Raw genomic sequence first — 14,420 nt, 5'->3', positions numbered from 1 at the left:
GCGCTCACGCACCTCACGCGGGTGCCTCGAAGACCGGGCCATAACTCCATCCTCACTCACACGATGGAGCCTCCATCAAACCCGGGGCGGTTCACGCAACGCTCACGACGACCCTCAGCGGACGGGGAAGTCGAAGAAGGTGCTCGGGTAAGGCTCGCCGACGAGGGTGAAGTGCCACCACTCCTCTGGCAGGTTCTTGAAGCCGACCATGGCCGAGCGCAAGGTGTCGCGGTTGACCCTGGCCGGGCCGGTGATACGCGGGTCGTCCGTGTGCGCGAGCGTGTCGAAGCAGTCGTAGCCCGTGCCCATGTCGACCATGTTGTCGGGGAAGCGGTTGTCGGCGAAGCAGGACCGCAGCGGCTCGCCGGGGATGAACGGTCGTTGCCAGCGCGGCGGCAGCTTGACCAGGGTGAGATCGAGGGTGCTGCCGCGTGAATGGCCCGACTTCTCGGCGATGTAGCCGTCTTCGAAGAGACGGGACTTCTCGACGCGGGGGTAGAACTCGGGCTTCATCTTCTCGTCGGCCAGGTCCTTGGCCCAGCGGACGAAGTGGTCGACCGCGCGCTGCGGCCGGTAGCAGTCGTAGACCTTCAAGGTGTAACCCTGGCGCAGCACGCGCTGCTGCGCCTCGTGCAGCGCGAGCGCCGCGGGGCGGGTCAGGATGCAGGTCGGGCGGAGGTAGCCGTCGACACGGCGGCCGACGAAGTTGTGCTGACCCGCGTAGCGCATCTCCTGGATGATCGTCGGATCTATGTCGCGCAGGTGGACGAATCCGGCGGGCAGCGGTGAAGCGGATGCCGGCGCGGCTGTCAAGCCGAATCCCAAGGCCAGTGCCAAAGCGCCGATCCGGCGGCCCAGTTCCCCAATTCTCATTACGAAAGCATAACGCCTAGGGTGGCCTAACGTCTCCTGGTTGACTCGACGTAACGTCCTGGCCCAAGCGGATCGCACATACTGGGAAGTATTAACCCGTTCGGCGTAGCGAATCGGCGCAAACGCGTCCGATGGGTGGGAAAGTCACCGCACTGGGTGGCGTCTCATTCTTTGATCACAAGATTGACACTTTCATCCGACCACACGAGTATTTCGCACATGTCCGCTTTCGCCTCCCTGGTCTGGCGTCGCCACGTCGATCTGTGCCACCAGGCCAGCGCGCTCTGTATGACTTTCTGATTCCTCTCTACTTATAGCCCTCGCCGCATTGGTCGACGGTTTTCCTTTACGTGCCACCGGTTTCCCGTGGCACCTCGCGCTTTCCTCCGCGCCCGAAACGGGGGAGAGGTGTGCCTATTCCTGGCGCCTTTCGAAAGAAAAAACAGGGAGTACTAATGCTATCCAGCTCGCCCAAGTGGCGAAAAGTGGCGATAGGCGCCATGGCGGCGGCACTCGCCGTCAGCGCTGTCACTTACACGGGCTCGAATACGAGTGCCTACGCCGATGTCCAGGTGCTGACCGACGCAAAGACGGCGTCAGACGGCAAGCAGTACTGGGTGCAGAACCACCTGGTCAAGAAGGATGTCGCCGCGGCGACGACTTCGGCGGCGGGTGGCACCAAGAAGAAGTGGCTGCTGGTCTGGGCTGGCGACGAGAACATCGCCGACACACTCGTCAAGGACATCAAGAGCCTGCCCGGTTCGCTCGGCGGCGGACTCAACAAGCTCAAGAATGCCTTGCCAGGCCCCGATTTCCTGGCAGTCATCGACGCGACGCAGGGCTCGCCGACATACGGCAAGGTCGTCAACACCGCCACGGTCGGCCCGCTCGTCGAGAACGAGCCGCACCACATGCAGTACGTGTGGCACAAGGGCGACACGATCTACGCCGGCGCGCTGTTCGCCGCGGCGACCTACGCCTTCGACGTCTCCGCGCTGCCGCAGCTGCGGCTCAAGGGCGTCAGCCTGCCGACCGCGACGCTCGGCGGTTCGGTCCCCGACGCCTACTGGGTGCTCAAGGACGGCACCGCGTACGGCACGTACATGGGCGGTCCGGTCGTGCCCGGCCCGTACATCTACGAGAACGGGCAGCTCGTGCTCGGCAACGGGTTCGCGGGCAGCCCCGGCGAGGTCGTGCACTTCGACCAGAACGCGAACGTGCTCTCGCAGTCACCGGCGGCGACCCCGCAGGGCGACAACAAGAAGCTGTGCGACAACCTCCCGCAGCTGGGCAACGCGACCTGCGCCAACCCGCACGGCATCCAGGCCCGTGAGGACCTGAACACGCTGGTGACCAGCGACTACGCCGAGCCGAGGAACATCATCCTCGACCCGGTCAAGCAGCCGTCGCCGTACCTGCGCCGCCCGACCGTGCGGACCTGGGACATCTCCGACCGCAACCACCCGAAGCTCAAGGCGGTCTCGTACCTGCCGGACGGCCCGCGTGCCGACCCGGCCGACCCGCTGCACGCCGAGAGCCGTGCGGTCATGGAGACCACGGTGACCAACCTGCCTGGTCACAAGGGCGCGTTCGCCCAGACCATGCAGGGTGGCGCGGTGTTCTACACGCCGGACATCACCGCGGCCGAGCCGCACTGGACCGAGGTGTTCGACGACGGCGCCGCGAACAAGGCGATCTACCCGAACAACGACTCCAACGGCGGCAGCTCCAACGGTGGCTGGATCCAGACCAGCCCCGACGACAAGTACCTCTACCGGGCCATCCAGGGCCGCCAGAAGGGCGCGCTCGGCCCTGACGACCCCGGCACCACCGGTGGCGTCTACGTGCTGGACATCCAGAAGCTCGTGGCGGCGGGCACGAACTTCAAGGGCCGGATCGACACCAAGGAGAAGGCGCAGCAGGGCGGCGGGGACGACCTCCCGTTCGTCGTCGGCGCGGCGCCGATCAACCCCGGCACGCCGGGTGCGGGCCCGCACTGGGGCGCGTACGACAACTTCGTGCTCGGCGAGGACGGTTTCTACCACGAGACCGACAAACCGCAGCACCTCGCGGTGTCGAACTACTTCGTCGCACGGTCCGGTTTGGACGGTGACCACAAGGTCAACCTGCTGAACCTGGGCGAGGACGGGAAGATCTCGGTCGACCAGAACTTCCGTGACGAGTTCACCGGCCAGGTCGGGATCAACTTCAACCGCAAGTCCTGGCCGCATGGGGACTTCGGCAACGCCAAGCCGCACAGCGAACTCTTCGTCGTGGCGGACGCGGACCTCAAGTAAGGACTCGTGAGTGGTATGGCCGGTTAGAACCGGCCATACCACTCACGACCCCAAGGGAAAGGCTCCCCATGGATCACCATGATGTGGTGGCGACCGGTTCGTCCACTGTGGACGTCACGGCGCTGGTGCTGCGGCTGACCTTGTTGCTGGCGACCGCTTTCCTCGCGGGTACCGGGCTGCTGCGGCCGCTGGTCGGGGAGCTGAGCCGCAAGGTCTGGATCACCGTCGGCGCGCTCGGCGGGCTGTCCGCCGTGCTGGCCGTGGTCTCCGCGCTCACGGTCGACGTGAACGTGTTCGCGCTCGCGGTGCACGTCGTGCTCGCGCTGGCGGTGCCGGTGCTGCTGCGCCGGCCGTCGGCCGGACGCTGGGCTTCCGTCGCGCTCATCGTCCTGGTCGTGCTCGAGACCTCGCTCGGTGGGTCGGGCATCGACTTCGCCGTCGACACCGTGTACGTCGCGGGCGCGGCGATCTGGTTCGGCGTCACCCTGCTCTCCGGGGCCGAATGGCGCACCACCGGCTTCCGCCGCGGTCCGCTTTCGCTGACCATCGGCGGGCTGCTCGTGCTCGCGGGCATCGTCCAGCTCGCGCTGTCGGGCATCGGGCTCGACCGCAGGCTCTACGAAACGCTCTTCGGCGTGGCGCTCATCGTGATCGTCGTGCTGCCGATCGCGGTCACCACGCTGGCCGGATTCCTGCTCAAGCAAGGCGAAAGCCGGGTCTACCGCTACGGCGTCGCGGGTGTCGCTCTCGGGTTCGTCGCGTGGAGCGCGCTCGCCGCGGTCCCGCGGCCTGCGCCGCTCCCGATCCCCGGCGTCCCGCTGCTGGCGCACGCCGAGGGCTCGCCGGTGCTGGTCAGCCCGCAACGGCCGGGCCGGAACGTCGTGCACCTTCCGGCGAGCGCCGGCGACGACGTGTCCGTCGGCGTCGAGGGTGGGCTGATCAGCAAGGCCTTCCCGCGCCCCGGCGCCGAGGGGATCTGGGCCGACGTCGACCTGCCGCAAGGCCGCTCCGACCTGGTCATCCGCAAGGGCGATCGCGAGACGACGGTCGAGGTCGACGCCGGTCAGGACGCCGGGCCGGTGATCAGTGACGCCGACGCGCCCGAGTGCGCCGGCGCCGCGGTCGGCGGGCTCATCGCGAACCGCGGTGATGTGCTCGAGAGCTGCCCGGCCGACGCGCTGTCCGCCGACGACAGCGACGCGCTCGTCAAACTGGTCAACTTCCTGGCGGGCCGCAAGCCGTCCGGGATCACGCTGGTGGAGGACAAGTCGCCGCGCGGGATCGCCGCGGCCAAGGTCGTGCGGGACACCGCGGCCAAGTCCGGCCTCCCGGTGCAGGCCGACGCGGGCCCGAACACCGCACTCCTGGTCACCGCCGGCTGGGCGGACGGCTACGTCGCGATGACTCGGGCAGCCGAGTCCCAGCGGCTCAAGCCCACCCACCAGTACGGCCTCTATCTCGCGCCGTGGCTGTTCAACGGGCCGATCGTGAACTCGGTGGCGAGCTCGTCGCTGCCGCTTCGCTTCGATCCCCGCGAGCAGCTGGCGGTGACCTACGCCGTCGCCGTGCACAACACGTTCGGCGGGGAAAGCCCGACACTCGCCGGATTCCACAACTGGCTCGGCGACCAGAATCAGCCTGCGAAAGGCGAAGTGCAGATGTTCGCCGCCGCGCAGGTCAACGCGATGCCCATGTATCCGAATGAGCCGCATGCTCCCGGAATGGTGATGAATCGCGACTACGCCGGTCAATGGGTGCCGAACGGAACCATTGTGCCGGTCAGCAACGTCCTCCGCTAACCCCACGATAAGGAGAAAGAAAATGAAGCGAATCGCGGCACGAGTGCTGCTTCCGCTCGCCATCGCGGCCGGACTTTCCGGCCTCGCCGTCGGCGTCGCCGGCGCCGCCGAGGTGACCGCGCAGGACGCGCCGTCGATCTGGCTGCTGCCTGGTGTCGACGTCGGCGCGCTGCTCGGCCCCGCCGCGGGGCTGCCGACCGACCTGCTCAAGCCGATCTTCGGGATCATCACGCCGATCTCTTAGCAGGAAACAAAAAACCGCTCTCGCACGGGCCGGTGCGAGAGCGGTTTTCGTGTGCCTTAGGACGGAAGCAGCCGTCCGGGGACGTTCTGCAGCGCCTGGACCAGGCCGAGCACCGGGACGCCGAGCGGCGCGAACGTCCAGATGTTGTTGAGCTGGCTGGTGTCCGGCTCGTCGACGACGGCAGGCCCGTCGGCGAACGCGGGCGCGCCCGCGCCGAGCACCGCGACTCCGGCGAGCGCGAATGCGGCTGCCGAACGGGCGAGTGTCTTCTTCATGAATCGGCCCTTTCTTCACAAGCGGAAAAACCTATCGAAAAGAGCATGACAGAAAAGACAAGTACCGACTGGGTGATTCCAATGCCTGGGAATGGTCTTTCGGAAATGTCGTGCTCGTCGAATAATTCGAGGATGGTGTTCGTCAGGCTGGGTGTCGGTATGGTCGTACTGGGTTTGCTCGTCGGCGGTTTCCTGTTGCTGACCGGAAGGGACGAGGCGCCGCCGCAGCCCGCCGCCGTCCAGGTGGTCGGTGAGCCGAGTGCCGCTCCCGCACCCCAGGTGGTCGAGGAGCAGGTGCAGTCGTCGGCGCCGAAACCCAAGTAGGGCAAGGGAAAGTACGTCGTCGTGTACGAGCTCGGGGGAACGGGCACGGCGACCGTCGTCTACGACGAGAACGGCCGCGGCCTGGTGCATCAGGAACTGGGCGTCGCGCTGCCCTGGCGCAAGGAACTGAACTGGGACGACTCCGGGGTCGCGCCCAGCGTCCAGGTGATGGGGCAGGGGAGCGGGGAGGTCGAGTGCAGCGTGTCGGTCAACGGCGCGGTCGTGTTGCGGCACAAGGGCGAGGTCGCCTCGTGCGCGGGCAAGCTGGCGTCGTGAGCGGTATGACCGGGTTGTTGAGCGGAAGGGCAAAAGTGGCGTACCGCCCGGGCGCCGCCGGATGAGGGCCTGGTTCACCACGCATAGCTGGGTGAAGGCTCCCTTCACCAACCCGAACTTCAGGGGCCACGCAAAGTCGGCCTCGCGAAGATCAACTCGCCCAACCATGGCCAGCGGGCGTCCACAGAGGACTCAAGTCGCGAACTTTTGTCCAGCCTTGTCGCTTTTGCGTGACTCTTCGCGCTAGTTGGACGGAACGAACGGGGCTTATGTGTCGCTGAGCGTTGCATAAGTGGCGTTTGTGCGCTCAATGCCGGAGCGGGCCCGGAGGGTCGGCAACGCTCACGACCGGGGTAGCTCAGGTGAGGGATTTCCGGAACCAGTGCTGGGCGTACTGGTCGGCGTTGTGTGGCGGGCCTTCGATGTAGCCGTGGCGGGCGTACATCGCGCGGGCTTCGGTGAGGTCCGAGCGGGTGTCCAGGCGGATCGAGGTCGCGCCGAGCGCACGGGCGGCGTCTTCGGCGGCCGCCAGTAGCTGGGAGCCGCCGCCCTCGCGGCGCGAGTGGGGCTGGACGAACATCTTGGTCAGCTCGGCCAGTCCTGACCTGACGATGCGGACGCCCACGCAGCCCGCGATCTTGCCGTTGCTCCTGGCCAGCAGGAACACGCCGGTCGGGGGTTCGAGTCCGGTCAGCGGCGCCACGGCCAGCGCGGCCTGAAGCTCGTCGTCCGTGACCGGCCTGCCGTAATAGCGGCCGGCTATCTCGACCATGTAGTCGCGCATGACCAGCGTCACGTCGATGTCGTCGATCGGGGCCGGGGCGATCGTCCACGTGGTCATACCGGCCATCGTCTCCGCACTGTCCAGCCGTTTTCGGTGATCGCCGGGTCCACATGCGACCGTGGGTTCTTGGCCAACAGTCACTTACCCGGGTGAACGACCGGTTCGCGGAGATACCGTGAGTGTTCTCGCACAGGGTGACGGTGTCCATCGCGGTTCCGAGTAGGTAGCGTGATCCGGCGCAAGGGGAATCGCGAGAGGCGAGGGAGGGCGTTATGAGTAGCGCCGAAGAACGGCAGGGCGAAGGCCAGGCCGAGGAGAAGCGCGGCTCACACGCCGCGCCGGACGGGGCCCCCAGGCATCCGTTGATCGACCTGTCCCGCGACCCCCACCCGGGCCGCGCCGACCACGCCAAGCCCGACGAAGACTGAGTCCGTCACAGGCTCGTGAACGCCACTTTCGCAACGTTCAGCGTTGAGGAAGTGGCGTTCATGTCGTTCGGGGCAAGGTGGGCTGGGCCTGCCGAGATGGTGGAAACCACCCCCGATGGGGAGTGCCGAACCATGGCGGGTATCTTTGGAGACCGTGCCCGGCAGGTGTCGGGCCGCTCTGCGTGCCTATCGGCATCGGCAGGCTGCTGAACGCATCCCGTCGAACGCCCTCGGCGAAGCGGGGTTCGACGGAAAATCCCTTCGGGAAGTTACCGGTCGCCAGACCGTGACGCGGGCCGACACGCCCGACCGCGGGGGCCGGTGAGACTACGAACAAAGCAAGATCGCGAACAGAAAGCTGGTCCATTGCCCACGATCCAGCAGCTGGTCCGTAAGGGCCGCCAGGACAAGGCTGCCAAGCAGAAGACCGCGGCCCTCAAGGGGAGCCCGCAGCGGCGTGGCGTGTGCACTCGCGTGTACACCACGACCCCCAAGAAGCCGAACTCGGCGCTTCGCAAGGTCGCTCGTGTGAAGCTGACCAGCGGCATCGAGGTCACCGCCTACATCCCCGGTGAGGGACACAACCTGCAGGAGCACTCGATGGTGCTCGTGCGTGGTGGTCGTGTGAAGGACCTTCCGGGTGTCCGTTACAAGATCATCCGCGGTTCTCTCGACACCCAGGGTGTTAAGAACCGTAAGCAGGCGCGCAGCCGGTACGGCGCGAAGAAGGAGAAGAGCTAATGCCCCGCAAGGGTCCGGCCCCGAAGCGGCCGCTGATCTCTGACCCCGTCTACGCCTCGCCGCTGGTCACCCAGCTGGTGAACAAGGTGCTGAAGGACGGCAAGCGGTCCCTGGCAGAGCGCATCGTTTACGGCGCTCTCGAAGGCGCTCGCGAGAAGACCGGCACCGACCCGGTCGTCACGCTGAAGCGCGCTCTCGACAACGTGAAGCCCACCATCGAGGTGAAGAGCCGCCGTGTCGGTGGCGCCACCTACCAGGTGCCGATCGAGGTCAAGCCAGGCCGCTCGACCACCCTTGCGCTGCGCTGGCTGGTCTCCTTCTCGCAGGCTCGCCGCGAGAAGACCATGATCGAGCGTCTGCAGAACGAGCTGCTCGATGCGAGCAACGGCCTCGGGGCCAGCGTCAAGCGCCGCGAGGACACGCACAAGATGGCCGAGTCCAACAAGGCCTTCGCGCACTACCGCTGGTAACAACCGCCCGGGAATTCGCCGGGCCCCAAGTTTGAGAACAGGGGAACACTCTCGTGGCACGTGACGTGCTGACCGACCTGAACAAGGTCCGCAACATCGGCATCATGGCGCACATCGACGCCGGTAAGACCACAACCACTGAGCGGATCCTGTTCTACACCGGGGTCAACTACAAGATCGGCGAAGTCCACGACGGCGCCGCGACGATGGACTGGATGGAGGAGGAGCAGAAGCGGGGTATCACCATCACCTCGGCTGCCACCACCACCTTCTGGAACGACCACCAGATCAACATCATCGACACCCCCGGGCACGTCGACTTCACCGTCGAGGTGGAGCGGTCCCTGCGGGTGCTCGATGGCGCCGTCGCCGTCTTCGACGGCAAGGAAGGCGTCGAGCCGCAGTCGGAGCAGGTCTGGCGTCAGGCCGACAAGTACGAGGTTCCTCGTATCTGCTTCGTCAACAAGATGGACAAGCTCGGTGCGGACTTCTACTACACCGTGAAGACCATCGTCGAGCGTCTCGGCGCCAAGCCGCTGGTCATCCAGCTGCCCATCGGCTCCGAGAACGCCTTCGAAGGCGTCGTCGACCTGGTCCGCATGAAGGCGCTGACCTGGCGTGGCGAGGTCCAGAAGGGCGAGGACTACAGCGTCGAGGAGATCCCCGCGGATCTCGCCGAGCTGGCTGCCGAGTACCGGGAGAAGCTGGTCGAGGCCATCGCCGAGACCGACGACGACCTGATGGAGAAGTTCCTCGGTGGCGAGGAGCTGACGGAGGCCGAGATCAAGGCCGGCATCCGCAAGCTCACCATCGCCCGCGAGGCCTACCCGGTCCTCACCGGTTCCGCGTTCAAGAACAAGGGCGTCCAGCCCATGCTCGACGCGGTCATCGACTACCTGCCGACGCCGCTCGACGTCCCCGCGGTGGAGGGCATCCTCCCCAACGGTGACACCGCGCTGCGCAAGCCGAACACCGAAGAGCCGTTCGCGGCTCTGGCGTTCAAGATCGCCGCGCACCCGTTCTTCGGCAAGCTGACCTACATCCGGGTCTACTCGGGCAAGATCGCCAAGGGCTCCCAGGTCGTCAACGCGACCAAGGAGCGCAAGGAGCGCATCGGCGGCCTGTTCCAGATGCACTCCAACAAGGAGAACCCGGTCGAAGAGGGCCAGGCAGGGCACATCTACGCCGTGCAGGGCCTCAAGGACACCACGACCGGTGACACCTTGGCCGACCCGCAGAACCCGATCGTCCTCGAGTCGATGACGTTCCCGGCGCCGGTCATCCGCGTCGCGATCGAGCCGAAGACCAAGGCCGACCAGGAGAAGCTCTCCCTGGCGATCCAGAAGCTGGCCGAAGAGGACCCCACGTTCCAGGTCAACCTGGACGAGGAGACCGGCCAGACGATCATCGCCGGCATGGGTGAGCTGCACCTCGAGGTGCTGGTGAACCGGATGAAGTCCGACTACAAGGTCGAGGCGAACATCGGTAAGCCGCAGGTCGCCTACCGCGAGACGGTGCGCAAGACGGTCGAGAAGCTCGACTACGTGCACAAGAAGCAGACCGGTGGTTCGGGTCAGTTCGCGAAGGTCATCGTCAAGCTCGAGCCGCTCGAGACCACCGATGGCGCGCTGTACGAGTTCGAGAACAAGGTCACCGGTGGCCGCGTTCCGCGTGAGTACATCCCGTCGGTCGACGCGGGCGCCCAGGACGCCATGCAGTACGGCGTGCTGGCCGGCTACCCGCTGGTGGGGCTGAAGTTCACCCTGCTCGACGGTGCCTACCACGAGGTCGACTCCTCGGAAATGGCCTTCAAGGTCGCCGGCTCCATGGCGATGAAGGAAGCCGCCAAGAAGGCGGGCCCCGTCATCCTGGAGCCGCTCATGGCGGTCGAGGTCACCACGCCCGAGGACTACATGGGCGACGTGATCGGCGACCTCAACTCCCGCCGTGGCCAGATCCAGGCCATGGAGGAGCGCGCGGGCACCCGTGTCGTCAAGGCACTGGTCCCGCTGTCGGAGATGTTCGGTTACGTAGGCGACCTGCGGTCCCGTACCCAGGGTCGTGCGAACTACTCCATGGTGTTCGACTCCTACGCCGAGGTTCCCGCGAACGTCGCGAAGGAAATCATCGCGAAGGCGACTGGGGAATAATTCCCGGCCGCGCGCGGGCATTGAGGTACTACTCCTGAACGTCCGCAGCACCAGATAGACAACAGTCTCCGTCCGACAGCCACGTTGGACGGTGAATTAAGCAAAACAGTCCAGGAGGACATTCCAGTGGCGAAGGCGAAATTCGAGCGGACCAAGCCGCACGTCAACATCGGGACCATTGGTCACGTCGACCACGGTAAGACCACTCTGACCGCGGCGATCACCAAGGTTCTGCACGACAAGTACCCCGAGCTGAACACCGCTTCGGCGTTCGACCAGATCGACAACGCGCCGGAAGAGAAGCAGCGCGGCATCACGATCAACATCTCGCACGTCGAGTACCAGACCGAGAAGCGTCACTACGCCCACGTGGACGCCCCCGGTCACGCTGACTACATCAAGAACATGATCACCGGTGCCGCCCAGATGGACGGTGCGATCCTGGTCGTGGCCGCCACCGACGGCCCGATGCCGCAGACCCGCGAGCACGTGCTGCTCGCGAAGCAGGTCGGCGTGCCCTACATCGTTGTCGCCCTGAACAAGGCCGACATGGTGGACGACGACGAGATCCTGGAGCTCGTCGAGCTCGAGGTCCGCGAGCTGCTGTCCTCCCAGGACTTCCCTGGTGACGACGCTCCGGTCGTCAAGGTCTCCGGCCTCAAGGCTCTTGAGGGCGACGAGAAGTGGGGCCAGACGGTCCTCGAGCTGATGGAAGCCGTCGACGAGAACGTGCCGGACCCGGTGCGTGAGCTCGACAAGCCGTTCCTGATGCCGATCGAAGACGTGTTCACCATCACCGGTCGTGGCACCGTGGTGACCGGCCGCATCGAGCGTGGCCGCATCAACGTCAACGAAGAGGTCGAGATCGTCGGCATCAAGGAGAAGTCGACGAAGACGACTGTCACCGGTGTCGAGATGTTCCGCAAGCTGCTCGACCAGGGTGAGGCTGGCGACAACGTCGGTCTGCTGGTCCGTGGTATCAAGCGCGAGGACGTCGAGCGCGGCCAGGTCGTGGTGAAGCCGGGTACCACCACCCCGCACACCGAGTTCAAGGCCGGCGTTTACATCCTCTCGAAGGACGAAGGCGGCCGTCACACGCCGTTCTTCAACAACTACCGTCCGCAGTTCTACTTCCGCACGACGGACGTCACCGGTGTTGTGACGCTTCCCGAGGGCACCGAGATGGTCATGCCGGGTGACAACACCGACATCTCCGTCGTGCTGATCCAGCCGGTCGCCATGGACGTGAACCTGCGCTTCGCCATCCGTGAGGGTGGCCGCACCGTGGGTGCGGGTCAGGTCACCGAAATCATCAAGTGATTTAACGCCAGGAGCCGGGGAAGGGCTACGTTTATTGGCGCGCGGCTGTCATATAGACCACCGACAACGCCGCGCGCAAGGCCAGTACCGACCCCGGCTCTTGGCCGTCAAATCACATGTGCGACACTATTCGGGTTGCTCGTCGAGAGAGCGGCCGAGCCTGTTTCAGGTTCCGGCCGCTCCTTCGCGAGGAGCCTTGGTCCGCGTGGCTCTTTGAGTCTGCGGGCAAGGGACGTTTATGGCGCAAGCCCAATGGACGGCCCCCTCACGTTGAGGAAGACCAGGCAAGACAACGATCCCACGGGATCCGTCTGTGCGTCGGGCGCGACACGCCCGACCGCGTGGACCGGGGACAGGGCCGTTGAACTGCAGAAATCCCCTCTTCGACGGGGATTTTGATGAGATTAACGGCACGAGACGACAAGGAACGAGCAGCCACCATGGCGGGACAAAAGATCCGCATCCGGCTCAAGGCCTACGACCACGAGGCGATCGACACCTCGGCGCGCAAGATCGTTGAGACGGTCACCCGCACCGGCGCCCGTGTTGTCGGGCCGGTGCCGCTGCCCACCGAGAAGAACGTTTACTGCGTGATCCGCTCGCCGCACAAGTACAAGGACTCGCGCGAGCACTTCGAGATGCGCACGCACAAGCGTCTGATCGACATCCTCGACCCCACGCCGAAGACGGTTGACGCGCTCATGCGCATCGACCTCCCGGCGAGCGTCGACGTCAACATCCAGTAAGCGTTGGGCGAGCGGCGGAGATAAGAGACTTATCATGTCTGACAGGCAAGTGAAGGGCATCCTGGGCACCAAGCTCGGCATGACCCAGGTCTTCGACGAGAACAACCGGATCATCCCGGTGACCGTCGTACAGGCCGGACCCAACGTGGTCACTCAGGTACGTACCAAGGAAACGGACGGCTACACCGCCGTCCAGCTGGCGTTCGGCGCCGTTGACCCGCGCAAGGTCAACAAGCCCGAGACGGGCCACTTCACCAAGGCCGGCGTGACGCCGCGGCGATACCTCGCCGAGCTGCGCACGACCGACGCGGAGACCTACGAGATCGGCCAGGAGATCACCGCTGAGGTGTTCGCCGCTGGCGCCGAGGTCGACGTGACGGGCACCAGCAAGGGCAAGGGCTACGCCGGTGTCATGAAGCGTCACGGCTTCAAGGGCCAGGGCGCTTCCCACGGTGCGCAGGCCGTGCACCGCCGTCCCGGTTCCATCGGTGGCTGCGCCACCCCCGGCCGCGTCTTCAAGGGCGTTCGCATGGCCGGCCGCATGGGCCAGGACAAGGTCACGACGCAGGGCCTCACCGTGCACGCCGTGCGCGCCGAAGACGGCCTGCTCCTCATCAAGGGTGCCGTCCCCGGCCCCAAGGGCGGCGTCGTGTTCGTCCGCAACGCTGTGAAGGGCGGTGTCTCCGAATGAGCAACACGCTTGAGCTGAAGACCCCGGCCGGCGCCGTGGAAGGTTCCGTGGAACTGCCCGCCGAGATCTTCGACGTGCAGGCCAACGTGGCCCTCATGCACCAGGTGGTCATCGGCCAGCTGGCCGCGGCCCGCCAGGGCACGCACTCCACCAAGACGCGTGGCGAGGTCCGCGGTGGCGGCAAGAAGCCGTACCGCCAGAAGGGCACCGGCCGCGCCCGCCAGGGTTCGACCCGTGCGCCGCAGTTCGTCGGCGGTGGCGTCGTCCACGGCCCGCAGCCGCGTGACTACACCCAGCGGACCCCGAAGAAGATGAAGGCCGCCGCCCTGCGTGGCGCCCTCTCCGACCGGGTGCGCAACGGTCAGCTGCACGTCGTCACCGAGCTGGTGACCGGCGAGAAGCCGTCCACCAAGCTGGCGAAGTCCGCGGTCGCCGCGGTGACCCAGGCCAAGCGCGTTCTCGTGGTCCTGCACCGCGACGACGACTTGAGCTGGCGTTCCGCGCAGAACCTGGACGACCTCCACCTGATCACGCCGGACCAGCTCAACACGTACGACGTGCTGGTCAATGACGACGTGGTGTTCACCAAGGCCGCTTTCGACGTCTTCGTCGCCGGTCCCGTACGGGGCAAGAGCGCGAAGGCCGTCGCACGGTCGAGCGAGCTCGAAGGGAGTGACGAGCAGTGAGTGCGATCGCCATTCCTGACTACCACGACATCTTGCTCGCGCCGGTGATCTCCGAGAAGTCTTACGGACTGCTCGAGGACCACAAGTACACGTTCGTCGTGCGCCCCGACGCCAACAAGACCCAGATCAAGATCGCGGTCGAGAAGGTGTTCGGCGTCAAGGTCGTCAGCGTGAACACGTTGAACCGCAACGGAAAGCGCAAGCGGACCCGCACCGGTTTCGGTAAGCGCAAGGACACCAAGCGCGCTGTCGTGACTCTTTCGGCTGAGAGCAAGCCGATTGAGATCTTCGGCGGACCCGCGGCGTAAAGGACTGA

Annotated in this window: 17 protein-coding genes; 14 read left to right on the top strand and 3 right to left on the bottom strand. The window is 65.9% G+C overall.

Going from position 1 to position 14,420, the window contains the following annotated elements:
* Nucleotides 1-114: 114 nt before the first annotated feature.
* Nucleotides 115-873 (bottom strand): M15 family metallopeptidase, encoded by a 759-nt coding sequence (locus ACFV15_RS23200; protein WP_378352650.1) that lies wholly within the window; start codon nt 871-873, stop codon nt 115-117.
* A 500-nt stretch (nt 874-1,373) separates the two neighbouring features.
* Between ACFV15_RS23200 and ACFV15_RS23195 the strand changes: the two genes are divergently transcribed.
* From ACFV15_RS23195 to ACFV15_RS23185, 3 genes are all read left to right on the top strand, one after another.
* Nucleotides 1,374-3,170 (top strand): hypothetical protein, encoded by a 1,797-nt coding sequence (locus ACFV15_RS23195; RefSeq protein ID WP_378352658.1) that lies wholly within the window; start codon nt 1,374-1,376, stop codon nt 3,168-3,170.
* Between the two features lie 68 nt (nt 3,171-3,238).
* Nucleotides 3,239-4,969 (top strand): hypothetical protein, encoded by a 1,731-nt coding sequence (locus tag ACFV15_RS23190; protein WP_378352649.1) that lies wholly within the window; start codon nt 3,239-3,241, stop codon nt 4,967-4,969.
* 22 nt (nt 4,970-4,991) lie between these two features.
* Entirely contained in the window at nt 4,992-5,213 is a 222-nt protein-coding gene (locus tag ACFV15_RS23185) for a hypothetical protein (RefSeq protein WP_378352648.1), read from the top strand.
* Nucleotides 5,214-5,269: 56 nt separating this feature from the next.
* Here ACFV15_RS23185 and ACFV15_RS23180 read toward each other — a convergent pair whose 3' ends face one another.
* Nucleotides 5,270-5,488 carry a hypothetical protein gene (locus tag ACFV15_RS23180; RefSeq protein ID WP_378352647.1) on the bottom strand — a complete coding sequence of 73 codons (219 nt, stop codon included), beginning with the start codon at nt 5,486-5,488 and terminating at the stop codon, nt 5,270-5,272.
* Nucleotides 5,489-5,620: 132 nt separating this feature from the next.
* On the opposite strand from ACFV15_RS23180, the gene ACFV15_RS23175 reads away from it, so the two are divergent.
* Both ACFV15_RS23175 and ACFV15_RS23170 read left to right on the top strand, forming a co-directional pair.
* On the top strand, nt 5,621-5,812 hold the full coding sequence (locus ACFV15_RS23175; RefSeq protein ID WP_378352646.1) for a hypothetical protein: 192 nt from the start codon (nt 5,621-5,623) through the stop codon (nt 5,810-5,812).
* A 21-nt stretch (nt 5,813-5,833) separates the two neighbouring features.
* A complete protein-coding gene (locus ACFV15_RS23170; protein WP_378352645.1) occupies nt 5,834-6,088 on the top strand; it encodes a hypothetical protein in 255 nt (84 codons plus the stop codon).
* 358 nt (nt 6,089-6,446) lie between these two features.
* On the opposite strand, the gene ACFV15_RS23165 is transcribed toward ACFV15_RS23170, so the two are convergent.
* Nucleotides 6,447-6,929, bottom strand: coding sequence for a GNAT family N-acetyltransferase (locus ACFV15_RS23165; protein ID WP_378352644.1), 483 nt, complete (start codon nt 6,927-6,929; stop codon nt 6,447-6,449).
* Nucleotides 6,930-7,144: 215 nt separating this feature from the next.
* Here ACFV15_RS23165 and ACFV15_RS23160 point away from each other — a divergent pair, with 215 nt between their 5' ends.
* From ACFV15_RS23160 to rplW, 9 genes are all read left to right on the top strand, one after another.
* Nucleotides 7,145-7,300, top strand: a complete 156-nt coding sequence (locus tag ACFV15_RS23160; protein WP_091293602.1) for a hypothetical protein — start codon at nt 7,145-7,147, stop codon at nt 7,298-7,300.
* A 366-nt stretch (nt 7,301-7,666) separates the two neighbouring features.
* On the top strand, nt 7,667-8,041 hold the full coding sequence (gene rpsL / locus ACFV15_RS23155; protein ID WP_003102113.1) for a 30S ribosomal protein S12: 375 nt from the start codon (nt 7,667-7,669) through the stop codon (nt 8,039-8,041).
* Entirely contained in the window at nt 8,041-8,511 is a 471-nt protein-coding gene (gene rpsG / locus ACFV15_RS23150) for a 30S ribosomal protein S7 (RefSeq protein WP_007031033.1), read from the top strand. Before rpsL ends, rpsG begins: the two co-directional genes overlap by 1 nt.
* Nucleotides 8,512-8,564: 53 nt before the next feature.
* Nucleotides 8,565-10,661 (top strand): elongation factor G, encoded by a 2,097-nt coding sequence (gene fusA / locus ACFV15_RS23145; protein ID WP_378352643.1) that lies wholly within the window; start codon nt 8,565-8,567, stop codon nt 10,659-10,661.
* Nucleotides 10,662-10,787: 126 nt separating this feature from the next.
* On the top strand, nt 10,788-11,981 hold the full coding sequence (gene tuf, locus ACFV15_RS23140; protein ID WP_378352642.1) for an elongation factor Tu: 1,194 nt from the start codon (nt 10,788-10,790) through the stop codon (nt 11,979-11,981).
* Nucleotides 11,982-12,421: 440 nt separating this feature from the next.
* Nucleotides 12,422-12,727: a 30S ribosomal protein S10 gene (gene rpsJ / locus ACFV15_RS23135; protein WP_003102098.1), complete on the top strand. Its 306-nt coding sequence runs from the start codon at nt 12,422-12,424 to the stop codon at nt 12,725-12,727.
* Nucleotides 12,728-12,761: 34 nt separating this feature from the next.
* Nucleotides 12,762-13,418, top strand: coding sequence for a 50S ribosomal protein L3 (gene rplC, locus ACFV15_RS23130; protein ID WP_378352641.1), 657 nt, complete (start codon nt 12,762-12,764; stop codon nt 13,416-13,418).
* On the top strand, nt 13,415-14,104 hold the full coding sequence (rplD, locus tag ACFV15_RS23125; protein ID WP_378352640.1) for a 50S ribosomal protein L4: 690 nt from the start codon (nt 13,415-13,417) through the stop codon (nt 14,102-14,104). The genes rplC and rplD overlap by 4 nt, the downstream gene beginning before the upstream one ends.
* Nucleotides 14,101-14,412, top strand: a complete 312-nt coding sequence (gene rplW / locus ACFV15_RS23120) for a 50S ribosomal protein L23 (protein WP_091293613.1) — start codon at nt 14,101-14,103, stop codon at nt 14,410-14,412. Before rplD ends, rplW begins: the two co-directional genes overlap by 4 nt.
* The last annotated feature ends 8 nt before the right edge of the window (nt 14,413-14,420 follow it).

This window comes from Amycolatopsis sp. NPDC059657 (assembly GCF_042734395.1).
Classification (GTDB): Bacteria; Actinomycetota; Actinomycetes; order Mycobacteriales; family Pseudonocardiaceae; genus Amycolatopsis.
Note: the sequence above shows the minus strand (reverse complement) of the source record. Positions and strands in the feature narration are given on the sequence as shown.